This is a genomic window from Tabrizicola sp. T74 (assembly GCF_057219935.1).
In genome coordinates this window covers 744,908-754,594 of sequence record NZ_JBXVVT010000001.1, presented here as the reverse complement: position 1 = coordinate 754,594, position 9,687 = coordinate 744,908, and the positions used below count along the sequence as shown (strand labels likewise).

Annotated in this window: 14 protein-coding genes; 13 read left to right on the top strand and 1 reads right to left on the bottom strand. The window is 62.3% G+C overall.

Annotated elements, in window-relative coordinates; translation table 11 throughout:
- Window positions 1-18 precede the first annotated feature (18 nt).
- The 6 genes from flaF (at window position 19) to AC2EAL_RS03925 (ending at window position 4,987) form a co-directional block, all read left to right on the top strand.
- The gene (flaF, locus tag AC2EAL_RS03950; protein WP_484722864.1) at window positions 19-390 is read left to right on the top strand and encodes a flagellar biosynthesis regulator FlaF; all 372 of its coding nucleotides are present in this window, start codon (window positions 19-21) and stop codon (window positions 388-390) included.
- Entirely contained in the window at window positions 387-791 is a 405-nt protein-coding gene (gene flbT / locus AC2EAL_RS03945; RefSeq protein ID WP_484722863.1) for a flagellar biosynthesis repressor FlbT, read from the top strand. Before flaF ends, flbT begins: the two co-directional genes overlap by 4 nt.
- The gene (locus AC2EAL_RS03940; RefSeq protein WP_484722862.1) at window positions 788-1,579 is read left to right on the top strand and encodes a DUF1217 domain-containing protein; all 792 of its coding nucleotides are present in this window, start codon (window positions 788-790) and stop codon (window positions 1,577-1,579) included. The genes flbT and AC2EAL_RS03940 overlap by 4 nt, the downstream gene beginning before the upstream one ends.
- A 309-nt stretch (window positions 1,580-1,888) precedes the next feature.
- Window positions 1,889-3,184, top strand: coding sequence for an ATP-binding protein (locus AC2EAL_RS03935; protein ID WP_484722861.1), 1,296 nt, complete (start codon window positions 1,889-1,891; stop codon window positions 3,182-3,184).
- A gap of 63 nt (window positions 3,185-3,247) precedes the next feature.
- Complete coding sequence (locus AC2EAL_RS03930; RefSeq protein ID WP_484722860.1) at window positions 3,248-4,315, top strand: isopenicillin N synthase family dioxygenase; 1,068 nt, start codon at window positions 3,248-3,250, stop codon at window positions 4,313-4,315.
- Between the two features lie 3 nt (window positions 4,316-4,318).
- Window positions 4,319-4,987: a LysE family translocator gene (locus AC2EAL_RS03925; protein ID WP_484722859.1), complete on the top strand. Its 669-nt coding sequence runs from the start codon at window positions 4,319-4,321 to the stop codon at window positions 4,985-4,987.
- A gap of 17 nt (window positions 4,988-5,004) precedes the next feature.
- Here AC2EAL_RS03925 and AC2EAL_RS03920 read toward each other — a convergent pair whose 3' ends face one another.
- Entirely contained in the window at window positions 5,005-6,315 is a 1,311-nt protein-coding gene (locus AC2EAL_RS03920) for a FliI/YscN family ATPase (protein WP_484722858.1), read from the bottom strand.
- An 84-nt stretch (window positions 6,316-6,399) separates the two neighbouring features.
- On the opposite strand from AC2EAL_RS03920, the gene AC2EAL_RS03915 reads away from it, so the two are divergent.
- The 7 genes from AC2EAL_RS03915 to flgA are packed head-to-tail and all read left to right on the top strand — an operon-like array spanning window position 6,400 to window position 9,686.
- Entirely contained in the window at window positions 6,400-6,783 is a 384-nt protein-coding gene (locus tag AC2EAL_RS03915) for a FlgB family protein (RefSeq protein ID WP_484722857.1), read from the top strand.
- A 12-nt stretch (window positions 6,784-6,795) separates the two neighbouring features.
- On the top strand, window positions 6,796-7,179 hold the full coding sequence (gene flgC, locus AC2EAL_RS03910; RefSeq protein WP_484722856.1) for a flagellar basal body rod protein FlgC: 384 nt from the start codon (window positions 6,796-6,798) through the stop codon (window positions 7,177-7,179).
- A gap of 12 nt (window positions 7,180-7,191) precedes the next feature.
- Window positions 7,192-7,482, top strand: a complete 291-nt coding sequence (gene fliE / locus AC2EAL_RS03905; protein ID WP_484722855.1) for a flagellar hook-basal body complex protein FliE — start codon at window positions 7,192-7,194, stop codon at window positions 7,480-7,482.
- Window positions 7,483-7,490: 8 nt separating this feature from the next.
- A complete protein-coding gene (locus AC2EAL_RS03900; protein ID WP_484723395.1) occupies window positions 7,491-7,757 on the top strand; it encodes a flagellar biosynthetic protein FliQ in 267 nt (88 codons plus the stop codon).
- Window position 7,758: 1 nt separating this feature from the next.
- A complete protein-coding gene (locus tag AC2EAL_RS03895) occupies window positions 7,759-8,472 on the top strand; it encodes a flagellar hook-basal body complex protein (RefSeq protein WP_484722854.1) in 714 nt (237 codons plus the stop codon).
- Between the two features lie 9 nt (window positions 8,473-8,481).
- Window positions 8,482-9,267: a flagellar basal-body rod protein FlgG gene (flgG, locus tag AC2EAL_RS03890; RefSeq protein WP_484722853.1), complete on the top strand. Its 786-nt coding sequence runs from the start codon at window positions 8,482-8,484 to the stop codon at window positions 9,265-9,267.
- Window positions 9,267-9,686 (top strand): flagellar basal body P-ring formation chaperone FlgA, encoded by a 420-nt coding sequence (gene flgA / locus AC2EAL_RS03885; protein WP_484722852.1) that lies wholly within the window; start codon window positions 9,267-9,269, stop codon window positions 9,684-9,686. The genes flgG and flgA overlap by 1 nt, the downstream gene beginning before the upstream one ends.
- The last annotated feature ends 1 nt before the right edge of the window (window position 9,687 follow it).

Below are 9,687 nucleotides of genomic sequence, written 5' to 3'. Positions count from 1 at the left end.
CGAACAGATGGACACCCCATGACCCTTCAAACCGCCATCAGCTACGCCCGGCCCGAGGCACCGACCCGTTCGCTTCGCTCGGTCGAGTACGACCTTCTGGCATCGACGACCCAGCGCCTTCGCGCAGCCTGGGCGAATCGCACCACGGATTTCCCTGGCCTTGTCCGTGCCGTCGCCGACAACACCCGGCTCTGGTCGACACTGGCTTCCGATGTTGCGCTGCCCGGCAATTCCCTGCCCGCCGCCCTGCGCGCTCGCCTGTTCTACCTGTACGAGTTCACGGCAATGCACAGCCGTTCCGTGCTGGACGGCAAGGCCAGCGTCGATGTGCTGGCCGACATCAACCTGGCCGTGATGCGCGGGCTTCGCGGCGAAAGGGGGGCCGAATGACTGGCCTTGTCCTGAAGCTCGGCCCGCACGAGCGTGTGCTGATCAACGGCGCCGTGATCGAGAATGGCGAAAAGCGTTCCCGGCTTGCGATCATGACGCCGAACGCCAACATCCTGCGTCTGCGGGACGCGATCCACCCTGAGGCGGTAAACACGCCGGTACGAAGGGTCTGCTACATTGCTCAGTTGGTCCTGTCCGGTGATGCTGACCCGGAAGAAGCCAAGCTGCAGCTTCTCCGCGGGATCGAGCAGCTGTCCCAAGTGCTGACCGACTACGACAGTCGCACGCAGCTTACGCTTGCCAGCCGGGCCGTCATGGAAAACCAGCACTATCAGGCGCTGAAGGCCCTCCGCAGTCTCTTGCCCAGGGAGGAGCGGCTGTTCGCGGCCGGAAAGGCATGAGCTTCCAGCCCGTCCTGCCGCTTACCGGATTTGCCGGCTGGGGTTTCCTCAAGCGGACCATGGAACGTCAGCAGCAGGTGCAGCAGTCGCTTCCGGTCCAGCAGCGGGACGAGGCTTACTTTCGCGAAAAGATCGGCAAGGCAGATACCGCCGAAAAGCTGGTGAATGACAAGCGCCTGCTGCGCATCGCCCTTACGGCCTTCGGGCTGGAGGGCGATGTCAACAGCAAGGCGTTCATCCAGAAGATCCTGGAAGGTGGCACGCTCAAGGAAGGCAGCCTGGCCAACAAGCTGGCGGACAAGCAATACACGAAGTTCGCCGCCGCCTTTGGCTATGGCGATTTCTCGGTTCCGCGCACCAAGCTTTCGACCTTTCCCGATGAGATCCTGGCCCAGTTTCGCGCCCGCAGTTTTGAGACGGCGGTCGGCGCGCAGAACAACACCTATCGACTGTCTTTGAATGCAGAGCGCGAGATCCCCGCTCTTGCCGCCAAGTCCACCAGCGAGCTTGCGAAATGGTACACGCTCTTGGGCAACGCCCCCTTGCGTGAAGTCATGCGAACTGCGCTGGGTTTGCCGAAAAGCCTGGCGTCGATCGACCTTGATCAACAGGTTTCCGTGTTGAGAGCGAAGACCGACGCGATATTCGGATCGCCGGATCTCAGCCAGTTCAAGGACCCGTCCAAGATGGATGCGCTGGTCCGGAGATTCATCCTGCAATCAGAGATGCAAGGCCAGACCGCAGCATTCTCGCCAGCGGCAACAGCACTTGCCTTGCTGAGACGATAGGCCTTCTTGGCCGGGCAACTCCGTTGTCGGGATTGGGCGTCCCAAACCGCTCCAATCCGCTGCCAAACATTGCAGCAAGCTGCAGACACGTCAGAGGCATTCGTCGCATGAGCTATGGGCGCGGTCCATGTGCTGTCAGAATCACATGTGTCGCATCACAGTGCTCTTGGGCAGGATGTCGCTTTGGGGCGAACAATTTACCTTTGCCATGCTGTCGGCATTGCCTAACGTGTGCGCAAGAACAAGCCCAAGGGAACCAAAAGAGTGTCGCATCCTGCCGTCGCAAAGTCCGATCCACACGGCTTGCCGATGGACGTGTCCACGCTGCGGACCCTGAACCAATTCGCGGTCGATCTGATCCAGATACCCAGCATCGAGGATCTTTTTTGGTATGTGGCGCAGAATGTGGTCGGCAAGCTGCACTTCGTCGATTGTGTGATCTACAAGGCAAACGAAGATCAGACCACGCTGCAGCAGGTGGCAGCCTGGGGGGACAAAAACCCTTTCGGTCGCAATATCCTGAATCCTCTGGTTATCCCGTTTGGTCGCGGGATCACTGGAACTGTTGCCCAAACTCGCAAGCCGATGATCGTTGACGATCTGCTGACGGACAAGAACTACATTCCGGATACGCAACCGGCGCGGTCCGAGATCTGCGTTCCGCTGATGCTCCGAGGGCGGCTTGTCGGCGTGATCGACAGCGAACACCCCGAGCCGAACGCCTTTGGCGAGCATGAACTGGAAATACTGGACACGGTGGCGGCAATGGCCGCCGCCAAGCTGGAGCTCCTGGCAGAAGCAGAACGCTCTGCACAACGCTATCGAGACCTTGTGTCATCGCACGAGCAGCTGAGCCAGGAAATCAGCACGCGTAAGGCGCTGGAAGCGAGACTTTTCGAGGCGCGAAGAGCGGAAGCCATCGGTAAGTTGACTGGTCGTTTCGCGCACGAGTTCAATAATCTTCTTACAGTCGTGCTGGGGAACCTCGAAATTGTCGAGGCCGAGCCTCTGTCACCCCTGGGTCGCCAGGGATTGGCCGATGCCCAGCTGGCGGGAGAGCGCGGCGCCCGCCTTGTGCGGGACATGCTGACCTTTGCACAGCGCGCGCGGCTGAACCCGGTGGAGACAAACCTGAATCAGGTCATCCTGGAGCATGTCGAGCGTGAGTACGGAGCCCTTTCCGGGCGCCTGATGCTTGATCTGCAGCATGGACTTTGGCCGATTTCTGTTGATGCATCGGCCTTCAGCCAGATCCTGTCGCATCTGATCGAGAATGCGGTCCTAGCGACCGAACCGCATGGCAAGATATTGATCCGAAGCGAAAATGTGCAGAAGTCCATGGCGGAAAGTCTTGGCCGACCCGCCGACCCGCCCCCCGGACGTTATGTTCAGATAAGCGTGACCGATACCGGCATCGGAATACCGGCCGAGCGCCTGTCGCAGATCTTCGACCCCTTCTACACAACCAAACCCATCGGGTCCGGGACAGGTCTTGGTCTTTCCATCGTCCGGGGCCTGACTCAGCAGTCCGGTGGTTCCGTTCTGGTGACGTCGGAACCGGAGCGGGGCAGCACCTTCCAGCTATTGTTTCCAGCGCTGCGGTAACTCGGGAACACTTTGTTAACCATGAATTCCTAACCTCCTCCTTCCGTACAAGAGGAGGATTTCATGATAACTTCACTCGCCCGTCAGCAGGCGATTGCTGACGAACTTCCCTTGATCGATGTGGGAGCGCTGCGCTCTGGTTCCGCCCGCGATGTACTTCGCGTCGCCAACCAGATCGGTGCTGCCGCACGCGACATCGGATTCTTCCGGATCCGCAACCACGGCGTTAGCCTAGAACTCATCAACGAAACCTATCGCGCAGCCGAAAGGTTCTTCGCGCAGCCTGATGCAGAGAAGCAGAGATACTACATCGGGCGAAGCCGCAACCACCGGGGCTATGTTCCCTTCACCGAAAAGGGGGACTATGCCGATGAAGTCCACCGAAACTATGAGGCCTTCGATCTGGGGCTGGACTTGCCCGAGACCGATCCGGATTTCCTGGCCGGAAATCTTGTACTGGGTCCGAATGTCTGGCCAGAGCTCGCCGGCTTCAAGGTCGCGGTTTCGCGCTACTACTCTGAGGTCGCGCAACTGGGTCAGCTGATCTGCGGTGCACTTGAGATGTTCCTCGGGCTGCCGAAAGGCCTGATGACCGACCAGATGACCAAGCCGATCTCGCAGCTTCGCCTGCTGCACTACGTCCGGCCCGAGGTCGCAAAGGATCATGGGTCGGTCAACATGGGCGCCCATACCGACTATGAATGCCTCACCCTGCTGCACACCAGGAATGCAGGCCTTCAGGTGATGACCCAGGCGGATCATTGGATCGACGTGCCGGTCGACCATACGGCATATGTGGTCAACATCGGCGACATGCTTGAGGCCTGGACAAACGGCATCCTGCGATCCACGCCGCATCGAGTGGTCAACCGCAGTCGCGAACGGTTCTCGATGCCGTACTTTGTGGCGGCCAACCATGACACGGTCATCCGGCCGTTTCCCCAGTTGGTCGGCAAGGGGCCGGCGCTGTACGAGCCCTTCCAGGCCGGGGCGCATCTGGAGCGCATGCTCATGCGGGATTTCCCCTATCTGCGGCAGCGGCGTCTTCTGGAAATGACCGCTCATCCAGCCGAATCCGCCGGGTCCTACAGCAATCCGTTCGAAGCGCGCATTCAGCGAGAAGGTGTCTAGGCCATGCCACCGCTCGAATCGATCCTTGCTGTCGCCCTGGCAGGCCTTGCCCTTAGCGCGACGCCAGGCCCGTCCATGCTTTACGTCCTGTCCCGAACGGTAGGGCAAAGCCGTTCCGCCGGCTTTGCATCGGCCGTCGGTCTGTGCCTGGGCGGCATTCTGCTGGCCATCGCTACCGCCTGGGGCCTGGGTCAGGTGTTCATGGCCTTCGACGGCCTGGTGCAGGCTCTCAGATATCTCGGGGCGGCGTACCTGGTTTGGTTGGGTGTCGGGATGATCCGGGAGGCCCGTGCCAATGCCCGACAGGACCTTGCGGCAAGCGCCGTCTCCAGACGGCCCTTGGCCGAGGTGATTTGGCAAGGCGTGCTGGTCGAACTGCTGAACCCCAAGACGGTCCTGTTCTTCGCGCTGTTCCTGCCGCCCTTCGTGGCGCTTGATCCGGGGTCTGACGTCACGCACGACATGACGATCCAGCTTCTGCTGCTGGGCATTCTGGTGCCCCTGACAGCGATTCCGGCCGATCTGGTCGTTGCCTGGCTAGGCGGCGGTCTGTCGGAAACGCTGAACAGCAACCGCAAGGCCCGCGAAATGCTGGCCTGGGGCGGCGGGATGATCCTGATCGGGATCGCGGCGATGTTGGTTGCCGAGAACCTGCGACCCGTCATGCACTGACTGAACGCGCAGCAGACCTAGTCGGTCAGGGTCGCCTTCAGCCGTGCAAAGCTCCCCGCAACTCCGGTTGCGGGGGCAGCCTCGGCCAGGAAACCATCGAGTTGCGGCCAGACCTTGATCGCGCGGTCGATCAGGGGATCGGTTCCGTGGGCATAGAGTCCGGCCTGGATCATCATTTCCGCCCGGTCGTATGTCCCGAGCAGCCGCCGCGCCTCGGCGATCAGCTGGTTCTCTTCTTCCGTTGCTGCCTCGGGCAGCGAACGCGACACGGATCGCAGAAAGTCGATCGCCGGATACCGTCCGCGTTCCGCAATGCGCCGGTCCAGGACGACGTGCCCATCCAGGACCCCGCGCAGGATATCGGCGACCGGTTCTTCCATGTCGGACCCGGCAACCAGGACCGAAAACACTGCCGTGATATCGCCCGCGCCTTCCGGCCCAGGACCCGCGCGTTCCGCCAGTCCCATGATCGCCTGGGTCAGCGATGGCGGAAAACCTCGCAGCGAGGCGCCTTCCCCACCGGCCAACGCCACCTCACGGTGAGCCTCGGCAAAGCGGGTGACGCTGTCGACCAGCAACAGCACATGCTTGCCCTGGTCGCGGAAGTGTTCGGCCACTGCCATCGCGGTCAGGGCGCACATCCGCCGCATCAGCGGCGACTGGTCAGAGGTCGCCGTGACCACCACACTGCGCGCCATGCCCTTGGGCCCAAGGACACGTTCAGTGAATTCCCGCAGTTCGCGGCCCCGTTCGCCGACCAGCGCGATGACGACAACGTCGGACTCCACCCCTTGCGCGAACCTTGCAAGAAGCGAAGATTTCCCGACGCCTGAACCCGCAAAGAGACCGATCCGCTGACCGCGCACCAGGGGCAACAGCGTGTCGAAGATCGCCACCCCGGTTTCCAGCCGTTCACCCAGGCGACGACGATGTGCGGCCGATGGTGCAGGCGCACGCAAGGACCGCAGTTGCGACCCGCGCAACAGGGGCCGACCGTCAAGCGGCTGCCCCGTCGCATCGATGATGCGCCCGATCCAGCTGTCATCCGGCGCGATCTCTGCCTTGCCCAGCAGTTCCACCCGGTCGCCGATGGACATCCCGTCGCCCGACGCGTCCGGAAGAACCGAGCAGCTGCCCGGAACCAGCCGCAGCACCTCACCCCCTGCGGTGCCGTCGCGGCTGTGAATCAGGACCCTGTCGCCGATCGCCGCAGAGTCGAGACCGGTGACCTCGACCAGGCCGCGACGGGTTTCTGCAACCCGTCCGATCCGCCGAATGGGCGAGCTTGCGCCGATTTCCGCCATAAGCCCGTCGAAGAGACCAGTCACGGGATTCTCCCTTTGTTCGCTCTCAACCGTTTCTAAACGAATCACCCTTAAGCCTTGGTGAAGCAGGTCGAGGGAGAAGCCCCGATGTTTGAAAAGCTGGAACTCACCCGGATGGCGCAATCACTTGCGGCCTATTCCGGTTCACGCATGTCGGTGATCGCAGAGAATGTCGCGAACGCCGATACTCCTGGTTACAAGACGCAGGATCTGCCTGCCTTTGCAAAGGTGTTCGACGACGCCGGTCTGGAAATGCGCGCCACCCGGAGCGGGCATCTTTCCTCGGCCCTCGGACAGGCGGCTCCAATGCCGGATACCGTGCGCGGGCATGAATCGCCGAACGGCAACTCGGTTTCGCTTGAGGCCGAAATGGTCAAGTCGGTCGAGGCGCGGCAGTCGCATGACATGGCCCTGGCAATCTACCGTGCGACCTCGGACGTGATCCGGGCCAGCCTCGGTCGGCCACGCTGAGGGGGGTAGGTCATGGGCAACGATCTCATCTCTTCGCTGTCGTTCGCGGCCTCCGGAATGGAGACGCAGGCTATGCGGCTTCGGCATGTGTCCGAAAACATCGCGAACGCAGACACTCCAGGCTACCACCGCAAGGTGATGACCTTCGAACAGGCCATGGACAGCGGCCTGGTTGAGGCTGGGCCGGTAAGACTGGACCAGAGCGAGCTTACGAAAGTCTACGATCCCGGCCATCCGCTGGCCGACGAAACCGGTCACTACGACGGCTCGAATGTCGATCTGGTGATCGAAATCGCTGACGCGCGCGAAGCGCAGCGCAGCTATGAGGCGAACCTCAGGATGTTCGACCAGACGCGTCAGATGACGCAAAGCCTGTTCGATCTACTGCGACGGTAAGGGAGATCCAGAATGGATGTGAAATCCTCCTTCGTTACTCAAGCATACGCGAATGCTCGAACGGCTGCCGCCCCTTCGCCTGGCGCAGGGGCGGCGGAACAGGGCTTTGCAAAGCTTGCCGGGAACTTCCTGGACTCACTGCAGGAGCACGAGGCGACGGCCCGCGCCGCAATGTCCGGTGGGGCCGATCCGCATGCCCTGGTGCAGGCGCTCGCATCTTCACAGCTGGCCGTTGAAACGGTGGCGACGGTCCGTGACCGGGTGGTCGAGGCCTATCAGGAAATCTTGAGGATGCCGGTATGACGGGCGCCATGACCGAGGCGGTGATCTATGACCTGACGCGCCAGGGTCTGTGGGTGTCGGTGATCATCTCGGCGCCACTTCTGACTGCGGCGCTGGTCGTGGGCGTGGTGATCGGTCTTCTGCAGGCGCTGACTTCGGTCCAGGAAATGACGCTGACGTTCGTCCCGAAGGCCGGCGCCATGATCGCGGTCTTCTGGCTGTCGATGAGCTTCATGACCTCCACGCTGGTTGTGTTTTTCACCGACACGCTCATTCCCATGATCGCAGGAAGCTGAGATGGACGCGGCCGGATACACAACGCTGAACCGCCAGTCGGGCCTGATGCGCGAGATGGGCATTGTGGCAAACAACATTGCCAACTCCTCGACCACCGGCTTCCGGCGCGAGGGGGTAGTATTCTCCGAGTACGTTGCCGCGCTGGATCAGGACCCGTCCCTGTCGATTGCCCATGCCAGCGGCCGTCATGTGGACCTGTCGCAGTCCACGATCGGCCAGACTGGTGGTGCATTCGATTTTGCCATCCAGGGCGAAGGCTTCTTCCTGATCGAGACGCCGAACGGCAACCAGCTGACCCGGGCGGGCAGCTTTACCCCGTCAGCCGAAGGAGAGCTGGTGACGCCGGACGGCTACCGTCTCCTCGATGTCGGTGGAGCACCGATCTTTGTGCCGCCGGATGCCAAGGGGGTAGCGCTTGCGTCGGACGGCACGCTGTCTGCAGAGGGCCAGCCCATTGCGCAGGTGGGCCTTTGGCAGCCAACGGATCCACTGACACTGCGGCATCAGGCGGGCACGATGTTCTCGGCAGATGCGATTGAACCGGCGACGACGGGCGCGACCATCCTGCAGGGGATGCTGGAGGACAGCAACGTCGAACCCGTCTCCGAGATTGCCCGGATGATCGAGGTCCAGCGGGCCTACGAGATGGGTCAGAAGTTCCTGGATTCAGAAGATGAAAGGGTCCGCGGCGTGATTTCGACGCTCGGGCGATAGGGGTAGGTCATGAAAGCGCTACAGATTGCTGCGACCGGCATGGCAGCCCAGCAGATGAAGGTTGACGTTGTCTCGAACAACCTCGCCAACATGTCGACGACGGGCTACAACCCCCGCCGCGCCGACTTTGCCGATCTGACCTACCAGCAGATGTCGCGCCCCGGAACCATCTCGGCCTCGGACGGCAGCATGCTTCCGACCGGCATCCAGATCGGCCTCGGCGTCAGGCCCGCGGCAGTTTCCGTGGTGATCGGCCAGGGCACGCTTGAGGCGACCGGCGCGGATCTCGACGTCGCCATCGATGGAAACGGCTACATCGAAGTTCAGTTGCCCTCGGGCCAGATTGGCTATACCCGGGATGGATCGCTGAAACGTTCGGCCGAAGGGTTGATCGTGACGTCCGATGGCTATCCGGTGGTGCCTGGCATCACGATTCCTGCCGACGCCCGCGGCCTGACCATAAGCCCGTCGGGTGAGGTCTGGGCCGACTTTGCCGATCGCGTGGATCCGGAGCTTCTCGGTCAGCTGACGATTTCCTCTTTCCCGAACGAAAAGGGGCTTGAGGCGATCGGGTCGAACCTGTTCCTGGAAAGCCCGGCATCGGGTGCGGCATTCTCGGGCACCCCCGGCCTCGATGGGCTGGGAACGCTGCGCCATGGCTACCTGGAAGGCAGCTCGGTCGATGCGGTCCGCGAAGTGACCGAACTGATCAAGGCGCAACGGGGATACGAGCTCAATGCGAAAGTGATCACCGCGGCCGACCAGATGCTGGCGGCGACGACACAGGTCCGCTGATGCTGCGCGTTCTTGTCTTCCTGATGCTGGCCGGGCCGGTCCTGGCCGAAAGCGTGGTCGCCACCCGGACGATCCGCGCCAAGTCGGTGATCGCGCCCGAGGACGTTACGCTTGTCAGCGCCGACCTGCCCGGTGCGCTGTCCGATCCCGCCCAGGCCGTCGGGCTTGAGGCGCGTGTCGCGATCTACGCCGGCAAGCCGGTGCGGCCTGGCGACCTGGGCCCGCCGACCCTGGTGGAGCGCAATCAGCTGGTGACGCTGGTCTACCTCTCGGGAGGGCTGGAGATTTCCACCGAGGGACGTGCTCTGGCGCGCGGCTCGGTGGGCGATGAGGTCCGGGTGATGAACCTCGGTTCGCGGAATACGGTGATGGGCCGGGTCGGTCCGGACGGAGCAGTCTATGTTGGATGGAACGAATAGG

Bases quoted from the DNA above. Each gene is read 5' to 3' on its own strand.
- flaF (WP_484722864.1), top strand. From the start codon at position 19: ATGACCCTTCAAACCGCCATCAGCTACGCCCGGCCCGAGGCACCGACC.
- fliE (WP_484722855.1), top strand. From the start codon at position 7,192: ATGGATGTGAAATCCTCCTTCGTTACTCAAGCATACGCGAATGCTCGA.
- AC2EAL_RS03930 (WP_484722860.1), top strand. From the start codon at position 3,248: ATGATAACTTCACTCGCCCGTCAGCAGGCGATTGCTGACGAACTTCCC.
- flgA (WP_484722852.1), top strand. From the start codon at position 9,267: ATGCTGCGCGTTCTTGTCTTCCTGATGCTGGCCGGGCCGGTCCTGGCC.
- AC2EAL_RS03940 (WP_484722862.1), top strand. From the start codon at position 788: ATGAGCTTCCAGCCCGTCCTGCCGCTTACCGGATTTGCCGGCTGGGGT.
- flgG (WP_484722853.1), top strand. From the start codon at position 8,482: ATGAAAGCGCTACAGATTGCTGCGACCGGCATGGCAGCCCAGCAGATG.
- AC2EAL_RS03935 (WP_484722861.1), top strand. From the start codon at position 1,889: ATGGACGTGTCCACGCTGCGGACCCTGAACCAATTCGCGGTCGATCTG.
- AC2EAL_RS03895 (WP_484722854.1), top strand. From the start codon at position 7,759: ATGGACGCGGCCGGATACACAACGCTGAACCGCCAGTCGGGCCTGATG.
- AC2EAL_RS03900 (WP_484723395.1), top strand. From the start codon at position 7,491: ATGACCGAGGCGGTGATCTATGACCTGACGCGCCAGGGTCTGTGGGTG.
- AC2EAL_RS03915 (WP_484722857.1), top strand. From the start codon at position 6,400: ATGTTTGAAAAGCTGGAACTCACCCGGATGGCGCAATCACTTGCGGCC.
- flbT (WP_484722863.1), top strand. From the start codon at position 387: ATGACTGGCCTTGTCCTGAAGCTCGGCCCGCACGAGCGTGTGCTGATC.
- flgC (WP_484722856.1), top strand. From the start codon at position 6,796: ATGGGCAACGATCTCATCTCTTCGCTGTCGTTCGCGGCCTCCGGAATG.
- AC2EAL_RS03925 (WP_484722859.1), top strand. From the start codon at position 4,319: ATGCCACCGCTCGAATCGATCCTTGCTGTCGCCCTGGCAGGCCTTGCC.